Origin of the sequence: Paenibacillus sp. V4I3 (assembly GCF_030817215.1) — a bacterium.
Taxonomy (GTDB): domain Bacteria; phylum Bacillota; class Bacilli; order Paenibacillales; family NBRC-103111; genus Paenibacillus_E.
Genome location: NZ_JAUSZA010000001.1, coordinates 5,301,587 through 5,317,604 on the forward strand (window position 1 = coordinate 5,301,587; position 16,018 = coordinate 5,317,604).

At 47.8% G+C, this 16,018-nt stretch carries 12 protein-coding genes; 1 reads left to right on the forward strand and 11 read right to left on the reverse strand.

Annotated elements, in window-relative coordinates; genetic code table 11:
* Positions 1 to 94: 94 nt before the first annotated feature.
* From QFZ77_RS24510 to QFZ77_RS24525, 4 genes are all read right to left on the reverse strand, one after another.
* On the reverse strand, positions 95 to 1,984 hold the full coding sequence (locus QFZ77_RS24510; protein WP_307443351.1) for an ABC transporter ATP-binding protein: 1,890 nt from the start codon (positions 1,982 to 1,984) through the stop codon (positions 95 to 97).
* Positions 1,981 to 3,747, reverse strand: a complete 1,767-nt coding sequence (locus QFZ77_RS24515; RefSeq protein WP_373462654.1) for an ABC transporter ATP-binding protein — start codon at positions 3,745 to 3,747, stop codon at positions 1,981 to 1,983. Before QFZ77_RS24515 ends, QFZ77_RS24510 begins: the two co-directional genes overlap by 4 nt.
* 46 nt (positions 3,748 to 3,793) lie before the next feature.
* Complete coding sequence (gene corA, locus QFZ77_RS24520; RefSeq protein WP_307443352.1) at positions 3,794 to 4,744, reverse strand: magnesium/cobalt transporter CorA; 951 nt, start codon at positions 4,742 to 4,744, stop codon at positions 3,794 to 3,796.
* A 123-nt stretch (positions 4,745 to 4,867) separates the two neighbouring features.
* Positions 4,868 to 6,310 carry a CoA-acylating methylmalonate-semialdehyde dehydrogenase gene (locus tag QFZ77_RS24525; RefSeq protein WP_307443353.1) on the reverse strand — a complete coding sequence of 481 codons (1,443 nt, stop codon included), beginning with the start codon at positions 6,308 to 6,310 and terminating at the stop codon, positions 4,868 to 4,870.
* Between the two features lie 122 nt (positions 6,311 to 6,432).
* Between QFZ77_RS24525 and QFZ77_RS24530 the strand changes: the two genes are divergently transcribed.
* Positions 6,433 to 8,046 (forward strand): PucR family transcriptional regulator, encoded by a 1,614-nt coding sequence (locus QFZ77_RS24530; RefSeq protein WP_307443355.1) that lies wholly within the window; start codon positions 6,433 to 6,435, stop codon positions 8,044 to 8,046.
* Here the strand turns inward: QFZ77_RS24530 and QFZ77_RS24535 are convergent.
* From QFZ77_RS24535 to QFZ77_RS24565, 7 genes are read right to left on the reverse strand one after another with little or no spacing between them, the layout of a single operon-like run.
* Positions 8,043 to 8,258: a hypothetical protein gene (locus QFZ77_RS24535; RefSeq protein WP_307443357.1), complete on the reverse strand. Its 216-nt coding sequence runs from the start codon at positions 8,256 to 8,258 to the stop codon at positions 8,043 to 8,045. The genes QFZ77_RS24530 and QFZ77_RS24535 overlap by 4 nt on opposite strands.
* Positions 8,251 to 9,693 (reverse strand): dihydropyrimidinase, encoded by a 1,443-nt coding sequence (gene hydA / locus QFZ77_RS24540; RefSeq protein ID WP_307443359.1) that lies wholly within the window; start codon positions 9,691 to 9,693, stop codon positions 8,251 to 8,253. The genes QFZ77_RS24535 and hydA overlap by 8 nt, the downstream gene beginning before the upstream one ends.
* A 3-nt stretch (positions 9,694 to 9,696) precedes the next feature.
* Positions 9,697 to 10,992: an NAD-dependent dihydropyrimidine dehydrogenase subunit PreA gene (gene preA / locus QFZ77_RS24545; RefSeq protein WP_307443361.1), complete on the reverse strand. Its 1,296-nt coding sequence runs from the start codon at positions 10,990 to 10,992 to the stop codon at positions 9,697 to 9,699.
* A gap of 32 nt (positions 10,993 to 11,024) precedes the next feature.
* On the reverse strand, positions 11,025 to 12,389 hold the full coding sequence (locus QFZ77_RS24550; RefSeq protein WP_307443363.1) for an NAD(P)-dependent oxidoreductase: 1,365 nt from the start codon (positions 12,387 to 12,389) through the stop codon (positions 11,025 to 11,027).
* A 20-nt stretch (positions 12,390 to 12,409) separates the two neighbouring features.
* A complete protein-coding gene (locus QFZ77_RS24555) occupies positions 12,410 to 13,291 on the reverse strand; it encodes a nitrilase-related carbon-nitrogen hydrolase (protein WP_307443365.1) in 882 nt (293 codons plus the stop codon).
* Positions 13,288 to 14,559 (reverse strand): M20 family metallo-hydrolase, encoded by a 1,272-nt coding sequence (locus tag QFZ77_RS24560; protein WP_307443367.1) that lies wholly within the window; start codon positions 14,557 to 14,559, stop codon positions 13,288 to 13,290. The genes QFZ77_RS24555 and QFZ77_RS24560 overlap by 4 nt, the downstream gene beginning before the upstream one ends.
* A 6-nt stretch (positions 14,560 to 14,565) precedes the next feature.
* Positions 14,566 to 15,939 carry an aspartate aminotransferase family protein gene (locus QFZ77_RS24565; RefSeq protein WP_307443368.1) on the reverse strand — a complete coding sequence of 458 codons (1,374 nt, stop codon included), beginning with the start codon at positions 15,937 to 15,939 and terminating at the stop codon, positions 14,566 to 14,568.
* Between the last annotated feature and the right edge of the window lie 79 nt (positions 15,940 to 16,018).

The following is a 16,018-nucleotide window of genomic DNA, read 5'->3' on the forward strand; positions in this document are numbered from 1 at the left end:
ATTGGAAAAGGAATTCATATATTTTCGTTAACCCCCCACAAATTTCCTTTATATAAATAAAAAAGAAGCCCAATCTCTCAGGCTTCTCTACTTATTATGATTGCCGCTCATCGCCATACCACAGTTCCCTGAACGTCGCACTTTGCCGCAGCAGTTCCTCCGAGTTTCCTTCGGCCTCAATACGGCCGTCCTTCATTACAATGATGTGGTCAGCCCGCGAGAGCGCCGTTTTGCGGTGAGATACGACCAGGCAGGTCGCGTCGCTTCGACGCTGGAACATCCGCTCCCACAGCTTCTGTTCCGTCTCGACATCGAGCGCGCTCGACAGGTCGTCGAAGACGTAAAGCTCGGCGTCGCGCACGAGCATGCGCGCTGCAGCCGTTCGCTGCGCTTGCCCGCCGGAGAGCTTCACCCCGCGCGGGCCGATGACGGTGTCCAGCCCGCCAGGCAGCTGCGCGACGTCGAACTCCATCACCGCCGCGTGTAAGGCCATTTGCAAGCTATCGCCTTGCTCCGCTTGCCCGAGCAAAATATTGTTGCGCAGCGTATCGCTGTATAGCCGCGGAACCTGCGCGGTATAAGCGCTCCGCGGCGGTGTAAAGAACGTGCCCGGATCTTCGACGGGCACGCCATTCCACGCAATCGTTCCCTCTCCCTTGGGCAGCAGCCCTAGGAGAGAGCGAACAAGCGTGGTCTTGCCCGAACCAATCGTTCCCGTAATAACGGTGAACGATCCTCTTTTCAAGCTGAAGTGAATGTCCGAGATCCCTCTGCCTGTATCAGAGTAGGCGTAGCTAAGTCCATTCACATCAAGCCGCTGCAGCGAGGTCTCAATCTCTTTTTCACGATTGTATCTTTCCTCTACCTTTGCACCAACCGCGATTTCATGCTCGAATCCTATCTCTTGTTTTCCCCCACCCAGACTCTCATTCTCTCTTCCTTTCTGAGCCAAAGGGATAGCGGACACATTAACCTCCGCCACTTTACTTTCCGCCTTCAAATGAAGTGAATTAACCATTGTAAGAACCTTAGCCGATGCCCCCTGCAAAAGGAACGTCAATCTCTCCAGCGACACACTCATCTGCTTAAAATACGTAATAAATTTACCCACATTCGTAATAAACTGCGTAACAAAAGTTAAATAGTACACGAACAAAGCCAAGTCACCGACGGTAAACGTCCCAGCTCTCATTTTTGTTCCAGCTAGTAATAGAATCAGCCCCGTTCCCAAATTAACTGAGTTTGAGAACACTGAATCCAGCAGTTCACCCATGAGCCGATCCTTCAGCATCGCTTTCCTACGGTCATCACCGAAACTGCTGAACCGAGCGATCACTCGTTTCTCCGCACCGGCGACTTGAATCGCCTGCACACTGCCGAACATTTCGCTGATCTCTCCCGTTACCTTGGAGGTAGCTTCGCGGCTAGCTGCGCGATATTTCTGTAAGCGAACCGTAGCCAACTGCGCAGCCGTAATGACCAGAACGATCGGCATAAACACAAGCAGAGTCATTTGAGCATCAATCCGAATCAGGATATAGCCCGATACGAGGGCAAAACAAGTCATCCCGAAAACATCGACCGACCAGCTTGCTGCCTCTTCCGATTGATCAACATCATCTCGGAAGTGACTAATCGCTTCCCCAGGCGAAACGGGAATGGCCTGTGCCCCCGGCTGTTTTAATACATGCTCAAGCAAGTTTCGTCTAAGCAGCATCCCCATACGAAAGCGAAAATTAACATCCGTAATAAAACCAATTACAATCAGCATAATGCGCCCTAAGGCTGCAGCCATTAACAATGCGATCAGTCCCCATACACCATAACCGAGCGCTGACGTACCTGTCAGAGAATCGAAAAACTCTTTCGTTATAAGTCCAGGCGCAATCGGCGCCAAATAGATAACTGTCCAAGCTATGGCGTTAACCAGATACCGTATTGGACGGTACATAATAAGCCGCCACAAATATTGATACGTATTCATGCCAACACCTCCTCTAAGCCTGTGGCAAGTAACTGGCTGAAGCGAGAGTTCGGATCTGCAGCCAGATGCTCTCTTTTACCCGATTCCAACACACGCCCATTATCCAAAATAAGAATGTGATCCGCTCGTTGAACGGTTGTTAGACGATGAGCAATCATGATACAGGACCGCTGTGTCAACAATTTAGAAACCGCTTTTTCCATACGCTGCTCTGTCAGCGGGTCGAGTCGTGAAGAAGCTTCGTCCATGATCACAAGTCCGGGGTTCGTTAAGAAAACCCTTGCGAAGGCTAGCAGCTGTGCTTCTCCTGCTGACAGGCTTCCTCCTCCGGAGGCTAAACCTGTATTTAGCCCATCAGGCATGGCTTCATACCACGCTCCGAGTCCAAGTTCCTTGAGTACTTCAATAATTTGTTCGTCCGTAATCGAATCGTCGTAGAAGGTTAGGTTATCTCGAATGGTCCCTTGCATAATTTCAATATTTTGCGTCACAAGGGCTACACGTTTACGTAGATCAACTAACTTACAGCTCCGGATATCCGTACCGCCAAGCGCGATACTTCCACTTTGAGGATCGTAAAAGCGGAGCAGCAACCTTGCCATTGTTGACTTACCACTCCCCGTGCGGCCGAGAAGTCCTAGGACTTCTCCTGGTTTTAGAGTCAGATTTAAACCCTCAATCGTAGGCTGATCCCCATCATAACTAAACGTGACGTCGCGGAATTCAACGCTTAGCGGTCCTTCCGGTAACGAAGCCCCAGTCCCATCCTTAATCTCAGACTGGATAGCGAACAGCTCGCGAATACGTGAGATACTAGCGTCTGCCTTTTGCAAATCTTCCATTTGCGTACGAATCTTTTCAATCGGCTTGGCTAGTAATTCCGTATAGAAGAAAATCAGATACACCGTACCTAGAGAGATTTGCTGGGTGTGCCACAGATAAGCACTAATACCAAACGCCATGGCATTGCCAAGCGCAAAAACGAAAATAGACATGTTCCACATCGCACAGAAACCGAGAAAGGCTTTTACCCGAAGCGGCAGCATTTTTCTAAGCATCGTATAGAAGCGATTCATAACGAACCCAACTGCACCATTGGCGCGAATATCTTCTGTTCCTTCCAAATGCTCACCAATAAAACCATAAAACTCTGCGTTCGCCTGCCGCCAACCCGCCCAAACTGGAACAGCGAATTTACGAATCCACTGAATCATAAAGACCGCAAAAACGACGAAAAAGGCCATCCCCGCGCCAATCAACCAATTTTCCCGAAGTAATAAAATAATGATACCAGCCATCAAGAGCAGATTACCCAATAAATGAATGATCATGCTCGAGAAGAAATTGGCCAATGCATTCACATCCCCATCTACACGTTCGATGAGCGAGCCTGATGTATGTGATTTATGAAAGGACATATCCAGTGATAAACAATGAGCGGCAAGATCCACTCGCAGCTTATTCGTAGTTTTCCACCCTACATTTTCACTAAAATAGGTAGCTATGACGGAAACCAGCTGCTGCACAAGCGCAAAGCCAATAAACATAATCGCGGCTGTGATCAGTGGCTGCATCGCCCCTTGTGTTTGAGCGGTATCGATAAAATAGCGAATAATTTGCGGGTTGATGAGCTGAAGACCAATAGATGCGAATAAGAGCATCGTCAATACAATGAGCGTACCCTTTTGCGGGAACAAATATCGGCTAAGCAGCTCCGCATATTGTCCCATCGTGTTATGCTTTTTTTGTTTATGCTTCATCATAGAAGCGTCCTCCGCCAATAATTAATGACATTAATATTTTACACTACTAATCAAACCATTTCTTGTTTCTGAATAGCAAATACATGCCGAAACCAATGCCGAACATGATAAATAGAACAACAAAATAACCCCAACGCCAAGTAAGTTCCGGCATATTTTGAAAATTCATTCCGTATATCCCAGCAATAAATGTCAGAGGCATGAAAATCGTCGTAATCACCGTTAAAGTCTTCATAATCGTATTCATACGATAGGAATTTATGGAAACATAACTATCTCGTATATCCGCAGTTAAATCTCGATTGGAGTCAATAATTTCTGAGAGCTTAAGCAGATGGTCGTAGATGTCTGTAAAATAGACGACATGTTCTTTAAGACCTTCAATTTTTTCGGTATTAATAACACGATAGAGCAGATCCCTCATAGGAACAATTGTCTTTCTAATCTTTAACAGCTTAGCTCTTATTTCAAATATTTCATTCATTAAAATGTGAACTGGAACACTTTTACCTCTTACTTCGATTTCATCTAATTGATCTTCGATTTGATATAGACTAGGGAAATATTCATCTACCAGCTTATCTATAATTAAATAAGCCGTGTATACAATACCTTTCTCACGAAACTTTTGTTGTTCTGCCATCCGATGCCATGCCTCATCAATTTCCTTAGACGGTGAATAATGAAAGGTAACAATGAAGTTAGTGCCCCAGAACATGTCCACCTCTTCCGCAGCTAACGTTTCAGGATGCAAGGCATGTAGGACAAAAAAATGAGTATCATTGTAATGATCTAGTTTAGGTCGCTGCAGATGATGATAACAATCTTCTATAGCCAGTGGATGAAATTGAAAGTGCTTTTGTAAGAGCAAGGCTTCCTCTTTGGAAGGCGCATTGAAATCTACCCAATACCGATCTATATTTGAATGTTTAAGATCTTCTAATGAGGATAGATGGATAATCTCCTGTTCTTCGTTAACAGCCAATATTCTAATCACTTGTGTCTCCCCCTTAATTCCCTATTCTTTAACCTACAACAACGATTAAAGCTTGTCCATACACAACGGCAAAAAAGCCGCAATCGCTCGCGGCCCTCATTCCCCTTTTTTTAAAAAAACTAATTAAAAATAACGTGATGTTATCATCTTTTTCTTCGTATAAAACTCTACACCATCTTTGCCATTGGCATGCAAATCTCCATAGAAAGAGTCTTTCCAGCCTGAGAATGGAAAAAAAGCCATCGGAGCCGGCACGCCAACGTTCACGCCAAGCATTCCCGCTTCCACTCCTTCACGAAATTTCCGCACTGCTTTAGCATTTTCCGTGTAAATGACCGCCGAGTTGCCGAATCGCGATTGATTCACTAGGAGCAGCGCTTCGTCCAAATCCTCAGCACGGAATAGGGATAAGACTGGGCCAAATATTTCCTCTTTAGCGATGGTCATGTTCGGTTTCACATGATCAAATACCGTAGCCCCAAGGAAAAATCCTTCCGTCGAACGAGCCTCCGCATCTCTTCCATCTAATAGAAGTTCCGCTCCCTCCTCTATCCCTTTGTCAATAAAAGCTTCAATCCTGGTGCGCTGTTCACTTCGAATGAGCGGTGTGAGTGTTACTTCTTCCTTCATCCCATTGCCAAGAACCATATTACGCGCCTCATGATGAAGCCTATTCACGAAATTATCCCCGTCCCCAACAACTACAATAGCCGAGCAAGCCATGCATCTCTCCCCCGCGCTTCCAAAGGACGACATGATAATATTCTCAATCGTTTTTTCAACATGGGCATCGGGCATGACGATATGATAATTTTTGGCTCCTGCTAGCGCTTGCACACGTTTACCTGCAGAAGAAGCCTTCTCATAGACATATTTCGCAACCGGCTGCGAGCCTACGAATGAGATAGCTTTTACGGCGGGCGTCGTTGTCAGCGTATTTACCACATCATGTGAACCATGGACGATATTCAGCACCCCATCAGGGAGCCCAGCTTCTTGAAAAAGTGCGGCTAATTTCATTGCCGTCAGCGGCGTTCGCTCAGAAGGCTTTAACACGAACGTGTTTCCACAAGCAATGGCTAAGGGAAACATCCAACATGGCACCATCATCGGAAAATTAAAGGGTGTTATCCCTCCAACTACACCGAGCGGCACACGAAATAACTCTGAATCCATATCGGCGGATATGTTAGCCAATGTCGAACCCATCATATGGGAAGGCGTTCCTGCTGCAAATTCTACACATTCGATACCACGTAGTACCTCACCTAACGCTTCTTTATAGCTTTTACCATTCTCAGACGTAATGAGCTCTGCAAGCTCTTGCTCGTGTTCCTGCAATAACTGCCAGTAATGAAATAAGACTCTTGCTCGTTTGGGCACGGGAGTTCTGCTCCATGATTCGAAAGCCGTTTGTGCCGCTAGGACAGCAGCTTCTACGTCTTCAGAAGAAGAAAGCGGCACTCGAGCGATGATTTCTCCTGTTGCCGGATTAATCACATCACTCATAGCATCGCTTTCTGAATCGATCCAAACTCCATTTACGAAATTCTGTAAGAGTTTCATATTCGTTCATCTCCTGGTAGGAAGAATTTTTCCCAAAAGTCTTTGGACACATTGTATAATAGGTGAAATTACTATTCCGCTCTGTTACGTCAACTTTCCTTACATGAAGGTGGTGAACTCGCTTGGTACAGACACTCTTACAATTAACAGTGAAAGATATTTTGCAGAGACCGCTATTCCGCAAAGCAGAAGCCATCGCAAGTGAGGAAGCTTTGAAGCGAAAGGTACGTTGGGTACATATCATGGAAGTGACCCAAGTCGGCCATCTTCTCAATGGGAATGAGCTTATTCTAAGCACAGGCATTGGTTGGCATGATAACGAGGAGCTTAGTCTCTCCTTTTTACAGCAGTTGATCGACAGCGGTGCTTCAGGATTATGTATTGAGCTCGGTACATATACGAAACAGCCGCTTGAACGGATGAAGGAGCTTGCCATCCAAGAGAACTTTCCACTTATCTTTTTCCACGAGGAAGTTCGATATATTGACATTACGCAGGATTTACATGCCTATTTCATCCATCAGCATCATAAAATGGTGTCAGACCTGGAATCCCTCTCCACCCAGTTAAATCAGTTACTCCTCTCGGGGAAAGGACTGCAATCTCTCTTAAAGCTGCTGCATCAAACGACACACTCACAAGTCGCCTTCTTTCCCTTCGGTGCTGAGGCGCAGTTCGTCCCTACCATGCCGAAAGCGAAGGCCGATGTCTTTTATGAGAAATGGATTTATGGTGAGATCTTTCAACTGCCTAAGGCTAAAAGCAAACTGGCCCATCGCCCTATTTTAGCCTTAGAACATTTGTTCGCAGACTTACTTTTATACGCCGATCAAGAACTTAGTGAATTTCAGATCCTTGCCTTAGACAGGTTCGCAACGGCCATTGCACAAGAAATGATGCGAACGAAATATATGGAAGAGAAAACGCGGTACAAACAGAATCTCTGGGTCACAGATTGGCTAAACGGCAAACATACAGGGCAAGAAATTCGCGATTATATGCTCTCCATCAAACCCTCCATGAAGCTGGGCCAAACCATCGTCTGTCTATTTGACATCGTCTCATCAGCCGAATCGTCCAAGGACTATGAAGATCTGCTCTTACAGAAGCAGATGATCGCCCGCGCCCTCTTCGAAGGTGAAGGTTTCTATCTCATACCGACCGTCGTACATGGTCAAATCGTGTTCATCCTACTTGACCAATTGCCCGCTATGCCTTGCAAAGAACGAATCTCCAGAGCCATACAAAGACTTCAAAAATCAGAAGCTAATCAAGAAACAATCTTGTTCTCCCCTATGTTCGGCATCGGGAAAACATTAAGTGATCCGTCTCGCGTTAAGGAAAGCTATGTGACCGCCCAAGAAACGATTGAGATTCAGAAAGATACCCGTTTGTTTGCAAGTCCTTTTTATCATGATCAGCATGTTAACAAAGTGATTCTAAAAATGAAACAAACAGGTTTACTGGAGTCATTTATCGATGAATACATCGGGAAATTAATTCATTATGATCGAGAGAAAAATGGACAGCTCTTGAAGACATTGAAAGTTTATTTAGCGCTATGCGGATCCAAACAGGATACTGCCAAGGAGTTATTTATCGTCCGACAAACCCTGTACCACCGTCTGGACAAAATAGCAGCGCTGCTTGGCGACGATTACATGCATCCACACAAGAGGATTGCCATCGAACTCGCCCTACACGGCTACGAATACATAAATGGCGCTATCGTTTAAGCCTGCGATTGTCCTTGAGCAAGGAGTAAAGAGACATAATACTTTCTAGCATTCGCCGTCGTTAGATGCAGATTCGCCGTTTCACCGCCGGGATGTTCGAGATCGAGCCACGCTCCCTCCAGATCTTCCTTCACCCCGACGATTTTGAACTTCTGAGCCACGAAGTCATCCAATTTCTGCTTTTCTAGCTTAAATTGTGCAAACTCAGACATGTGTGGCTCCCCCTTTGATAGCTTCTTCTTTCTTCGATTTTACAACGCCTGAAGCTGCATGGTACGCGTCTCGTTTCACGAATTGCCCGGCACCTGCTGTGCCAACGAATTGTTTATTCCGGATGACGTATTCGCCTCGAGACAGTACAGTAACAGGCTCCCCAGAGATCACGAAGCCTTCAAATGGATTGTAATCCACATTCATATGGTGGGTTTCAGCTGAGATCGTCCGTGTAACGCTCGGATCAAAGATGACAATATCCGCATCGCATCCTACAGCGATGGTCCCCTTTTTCGGAAATAAGCCAAAAAGCTTCGCAATTCGCGTAGACACGATATCTACGAACTGATTCAGCGTGATGCGGCCCTTCACTACACCTTCTGAATATAGGATGGAGAATCGATCTTCAATGCAGGGTCCTCCATTCGGGATTTTGCTAAAATCACCTAGCCCCAAGTCTTTTTGCCCGTTAAAGTTAAATGAGCAGTGATCAGACCCGAGGGTCTGGAGCTGTCCATTTTTCAAAGCGGTCCACAGAGCCTCTTGGTGATACCGCGGTCGCAGCGGAGGCGACCATACGTATTTCGCCCCTTCGAAATTCGGCTTTTCCAAATAGGTCTGATCCAGCATCAAATACTGCGGGCATGTTTCCCCCCATATATCAACGCCTTGATTCCGTGCTTCGGCAATCTGCTGAACGGCTTCTTCGCACGTCACATGAACTACATAGAGCTGAGAACCAGCCAATGCAGTAAGCTTAGCCGCACGCCCAGTCGCTTCTCCTTCAATTAATGATGGACGCGTTAGTGCATGGTAAATCGGATCCGTATTCCCCGCTTCCAACGCTTCTTTAATCAAATATTCGATCACATCGCCATTCTCTGCGTGTACCATGACTAGAGCTCCGTGTCGCTTTGCCTCGAGCAATGTCCGATACAGCGTGCCGTCGTCGGCTTGGAACACATTTTTATAAGCCATAAACACTTTGAGTGAGGTGATCCCCTCTTCGTGAATCATTTTCGGCAGCTCTGCCAGCACCTCATCGTTGATTTCCGCAATCATTAAATGAAATCCATAGTCGATGACGGATTTGCCTGCGGCTTTTTGATGCCAAGTTTGAACAGACTGACTCAGCGGTCTTCCTTTGTTCGTTAAACAAAAATCAATGATCGTTGTCGTTCCACCGAAAGCAGCCGCTTTAGTACCTGTTTCGAAATCATCGGCTGTAACCGTGCCGCCAAAAGGCATGTCAAGATGAGTATGCGGATCAATACCGCCTGGGAACACATAATGACCTGCGGCATCCACAATTTCTGCCCCTTCCTTGGAGAGGTTCAGACCTATTTGCGTAATGATCCCGTTCTCGATAAGGACGTCTGCCTGATATTGGTCAACAGCCGTCACGACTGTTCCGTTCTTAATGAGCTTGGACATGGGTTACACAGCCTCCTTCTTGGTGGTGTCTTTGCCTTCCGACAGCTTGGCGACAGCCTCCTGCCTTTCGTTCCACGTCATTGGCGCATCTGTACCTGATACCTCAATCATAGAAATGGCGCCTTCAACGGGACAAACAATCGCACATAAGTTACATCCCACACAATCTTCTTCGCGTACTTGCAAATAGGACTGCCCCTGGTCACCGGTCAACATATCAATGCATTGATGAGACGTATCCTCGCAAGCAATATGGCATTTGTTGCAGTTGATACAGGTATCCGTGTCAATTCGTGCCACGACCGCATAGTTCAAATCCAAGTTCCCCCAATCGGAGTAGCGCGGAACGGATTTCCCAATCAATTCGGTGACGCTGGCGAGACCTTTTTCATCCAAATAGTTATTCAAACCATCGATCATATCCTCCACAATGCGGAAACCATGGTGCATCGCCGCCGTACACACTTGAACACCTGTCGCGCCCATCAGCATGAACTCAACGGCATCTCGCCAATTGGAAATACCGCCAATACCAGAAATAGGTACGCCAACCTCTGGGTTTCGCGCACAATCAGCAACCATATGGAGGGCAATTGGTTTAACTGCCGGTCCGCAATATCCGCCATGAGAGCCCTTGCCCCCGACATGAGGAATCGTGTTCCACGAATCGATATCCACGCCAGCTAATGAGTTGATCGTATTGATCAACGAAATCGCATCCGCTCCGCCTCGAACCGCCGCCTTAGCGGTGCTCGTAATATCGGTGATGTTCGGCGTCAGCTTCACGATGACCGGCGTCGTCGCTGCTTCCTTCACCCACATCGTCTGCGCCTCCACGAGATCCGGCTGCTGCCCCGAAGCAGCACCCATGCCGCGTTCAGCCATGCCGTGCGGGCAGCCGAAGTTCAGCTCCAAGCCGTCTACTCCGACAGCTTCGACTTTTTTCACGATCTCATGCCACTTCTCCCGGTTCGGCTCTACCATCAGGGAAACGACAATCGCATGATTCGGAAAACGCTTCTTCGTCTCATAAATCTCTTTGAGATTGACCTCGAGCGGCCGGTCTGTGATAAGTTCAATATTATTGAAGCCTGCAACGCGTTGTCCGTTAAAATGAATGGCCGCAAAGCGCGAAGAGGTATTAATAATAGGATCGCCAAGTGTTTTCCAAACCGCTCCACCCCAACCCGCTTCGAAAGCACGCTGAACTTGATAGCCCGTGTTGGTCGGTGGCGCCGATGCTAACCAGAACGGATTAGGTGACGCTATACCTGCTAGATTTATGCGTAAATCAGCCATGTTGAATCCCTCCCGATCCATTTAGATAGTCATTAAGCCGATGCATGTTCCCTTTTCACCAGTTGATTATAAATAGCGTAGGCCGTTTGTTTGCCCTGCTGAGCCGCCGACACAACCATCGCTTCTCCCTGTCCTTCTCCGAAAATGACGTCGCCCGCTGCATACACCTTGGGATTGGACGTTTGACCTGTTGACGGATCAACCGTAACGGTTCCTCGCATATGTGCAAGTTCGAATTGATCAATGAGCGAAACATGCTTCGTCTGACCAATCGCCTTAATAACAGCATCCACCTCAATGATGAATTCTGAGCCTTCAATGGGAACCGGACGTTTGCGCCCCGCTTCCACATCCACAAGCTCCATCCGCAAGCATTCTAATGCCACAACATTTCCATTCATATCCCCGATGATCCGTTTTGGAGCAGTGAGCCACTGAAATGCAACGCCATCCTGCTTAGCGAAATCATATTCGAAATCATACGCCGTCATCTCTTCCTGCGTACGCCGATACACAATTTGTACCTTTTCAGCTCCTAGCCTCACTGAGCACGTGGCCGCATCAATGGCTGTATTCCCCGCTCCAATGACCGCTATCCGTTTCCCAATGAGGGTTGTATCCAACTCCTGTTCCATCTTCGTAGATTCAACAAAATCAATGGCATCGTACACGCCCGTCAAGGCTTCGCCTTCAATACCCAGCATCGGAACCTTCGACATGCCCACAGCCAGAACTACGGCATCATAATCGCTGACCAGCCCGGTCGCACTAACATCTATGCCAACTCGCGTGCTCATGCGGAATTCCACACCTAACTGTCTAACCTGCTCGACTTCCCATAGCGAAATCTCTTGGGGCAGCCGAAACGATACGATCCCGTAGGTATCTAACCCTCCGGCCTGCTCCTTCGCCTCAAACACAGTGACCTTGAAGCCGAAGCGGGCAAGCTCCCGAGCTGCCGATAAACCAGCAGGCCCGCCACCAATCACAGCAACCGACTTCCCATTACTTGCCCCGGCCTTGAATAAAATTTGTTCATTCTTGATAGCCCAGTCTGTGGCATAGCGTTGTAAGTTACCAATCAGGATAGGCTTGGACGAATGATTGAGTACACAAGCCCCTTCACAAAGCTCCTCTGTGGGACACACCCTTGAACAAGAGGCCCCTACCGGATTCGCTTCCATGATCGTACGTGCGGAGCCTTTGAGATTGCCGGAAGCAATCTTTTTGATAAAAGAAGGAATATCAATACCTGTTGGACAGGCACGAATGCAAGGAGCATCATAACAAAATAAACAGCGGTTCGATTCCTCGATCGCCTCTTTCGGCTTCATGCCAGATTTGACCTCGGCGAAATTGCGTTTCAAATCCGTTAAGGAAATAAATGTTGAACTCATCTTCACTCCCCCTCCCACGCTTATAAGCTAACAATTTGATCATAGGTTTCAGGCCTGCGATCCCGATAAAATTGCCAAACATTGCGGACTTCACGGATTAACTCTTTGTCCATTTCACCGATGACCACTTCATCTTGATCCCGACTTCCGATGGAAACGATCGAACCACGCGGATCCACTAAGTAAGATTGACCATAGAATTCTCCCATGTTCCACGGAGCTTCGAGACCAACACGATTAATAGCACCGACATAATACCCATTGGCCACGGCGTGAGCTGGCTGTTCGAGCTTCCAAAGATACTCGGATGTCCCCGCTACTGTAGCGGAAGGATTGAACACGATCTCCGCTCCGCCGAGTCCGAGAGCCCTTGCTCCTTCTGGGAAGTGGCGATCGTAACAAATGTAAACCCCAACTTTAGCAAACGCTGTATCGAACACGGGGTAGCCCAGATTACCAGGTTTAAAATAATACTTCTCCCAGAACCCGCAAGAACCGCCGCCTGCCGCCACGTGTGGAATGTGATGCTTGCGGTATTTGCCCAAATAGGCACCATCAGCATCAATCACAGCAGCGGTATTGTAGTAGGATGCGATGCCTTCTCTCTCATAAATAGGGAGAATGATGACAACACCAAGCTCCTTCGCCAATTCCTGAAAAAGAATTGTCGTTGGCCCCTTCGGTATTTCCTCTGCGGCATCATACCACCTTGTTGTTTGCTCTGAGCAGAAGTAAGGGCCGTAGAAAATCTCTTGCAATGAAATGATTTGCGCGCCCTGCAGCGCCGCTTTACGAACCAACGCGATATGTTTTTGTATCGCTGCTTCTTTGTGCTTGGCCACAGCCTCATCCCCATGCACATCATGCGATGCTTGAATGAGGCCAATTTTCACTTTGCTCATGGCTGGAAGCCCCCCTTTTCCGTGGCTATTCGTCGTGCAGTGCGGTATAAAAGCTCCGTGCCCTGCGTAATGTCCTCTGGACTAGCATATTCTTTGGGATTGTGACTGATGCCTTCGAGGCATCGAACGAAAATCATCCCATAGTCACACACATAGGACATAGTGAGCGAATCATGAAAAGGTCCGCTCATCAGCTCTGGCGGGGTCAACCCCATCAGAGCTGCTTCCTGATGCAGGCTTTGCTTGATCCAATTCGCGCAGTAGCGTGGTTCACTGTTCGTATCTTCGCGAATCGTATACGTAAGACCATGCTCGCGCGACACGTTCTCGATCACGCTGAGCAGCTCCGCTTCAAGCGCATTGCGACGCCGTAAATCAATGTCCCGCAAGTCAATGGTGAAGGATACCTTCTCTGGGATGATATTGCGGGAATCAGGAAACACCGTAAGGGAGCCCACCGTACCGACGGTCGGAGCACCAGGCTCCTGCCGCACTAACTCATTGAGCGCCACGATAATTTTGGCACAGCCTAGAAGCGCGTCCTGACGCATAGACATCGGCACCGAACCGGCGTGCCCGGCGAAGCCGATCATCTCCACGGTGAGCCACAACGGACCAGAGATTCCGCTGACGATACCGATCGGAGCATCGAGTGACTCCAGAACTGGACCTTGCTCGATATGCAGCTCCAGAAAAGCGCCAATCCGACCTTCTTGGAACACATAGCTCTCGAAGTCAGCAGGGTCACACCCGAACTGAACCAAAGCTTCTCTGCGTGTAACGCCATTTTTGTCCGTACGCTCCAACTCATTTGCTTCAAGCTTTCCGGTCATTCCACGAACGCCGAAAAGCCCTTTGTTGAAGCGACAGCCCTCTTCATCACAGAATGCCACAACTTCAATATTACATTCTGGCGTTATCCCTTCCTCCACCAGCGTTTGGACCACTTCGATCGCACCAAGTACACCTATCGCACCATCAAATCTACCGCCATAAGGCTGCGAATCCACATGAGAGCCTAGCATGAGAACAGGCGCATTCGGATTGCTCCCCTTAAGTACCCCAATTAAGTTGGCGAATGGATCGATGGAAGCTTCCATTCCAGCTTCTTGCATCCAGCTTTTCACCAGCTCTACGCCTTCTCGATCTTCTTTGGACAAGGCAAGCCTGCATACGCCCGTTTCGCCAATTTTCCCGATTTGGGCGAGCTCCTGAATTCGCTGTTGCAGTCGTGAAGCGTTAATTTGTATCTGAGGTGCTCTAGGCAAGTCATATCATCCTCTCTCCTGATTGGCATCAAACACAGCAAGCAAGGTCTCGATGATAAAAGCCACATCCTCATCTGTTGAAGATAACGGCGGACTTAGCGTGAGAATGTTAGCAAATCCAGGCACTGTATCCCCGTTCCTCCCAATGAGCAGACCCTTTTGCTTGCAGCCTACTATGATCTTAGTCACACGATCAGCAGTTGCCGGAACCCTCGACACTTGATCTTCTACGAGCTCGATACCCATCGCTGATCCGAAAATGCGTATCTCTCCAACATGCGGGTGGTCAAGCAAAGGTTCCAATTGAGTTCTAAATGTGTTTCCGATATGAGCAGAGCGCGTAACCAGATTTTCTTTTTCCAAAATCTCCATATTTTTCAACGCAACAACGCAAGAGACTGGATTACCCCCGAAAGTATTGATATGTCTTAAATGGCTGGTCGCTTCTTTATCTTTGAATGATTCATACAATTCAGCCGAAACAGCGGTTGCAGAAAGCGGCGAGTACGCACTGGTCAAGCCTTTGGCCATTGTCACGATATCCGGTCTCACTCCATAATTCAGATGACCGAATTTCTCACCGGATCGACCGAATCCGCAAATCACTTCATCTACAATGAGCAGCACATTATACTTATCACAAATGCTTCGCACCATGGGCAGGTACTCGTCCGGAGGAACAATCATTCCGCCTCCCGTAATTACCGGCTCCACGATTACACCGGCAACAGAATCTGCCCCCTCCCAAACAATGGCATCCTCGATGGCTTTGGCGCATTGAAAACTGCATGACCCCTTCGTCTGGCCAAATGGACAGCGATAACAATAAGGCGGCGGCACATGCTGAAAGCCCACACCAAGCGGTTCATATTTCAACTTACGCTGCGCTTGCCCTGTTGCACCCAATGCCCCCATTGAATTGCCATGATAAGCGCGATGCCGCGAGATGAACTTATGTTTGGATGGCTTCCCATTCTGATGATGGTATTGGCGAGCAATTTTGAAGGCCACTTCATTGGCATCCGACCCCGAATTTGAGTAAAAGATCCGATACTCGCCATCCAGCCACTCATTCAATTTCGCCGCTAATTCAATTGCTGGTACATGGGATTGAACGAGCGTAGCATAAGCGATTTTCATCATTTGCTCAGCGGCCGCTTCCGCAATTTCTTTTCTACCGTGACCCACATTAACGCACCATAATCCGGACATGCCATCCAAATAACGATTCCCATCCACATCCGTAACCCAGCTGCCCTCACCAGAAGCAAGTATTATCGGATTTTCGTTATGTGCAGACATGTGATGCCACACATATTTGCGATCCTTCTCAAGCAGGTCCTCCTTCGTCACCAGATCACTAACCTCGTTAGTGCTCATAAGCCCAGCTCCCCTCTCTTGATGATGTAAAGAAGGATCGCAGACTACAGTCATCCACGATCCGCCTTCCTTTCCAAAA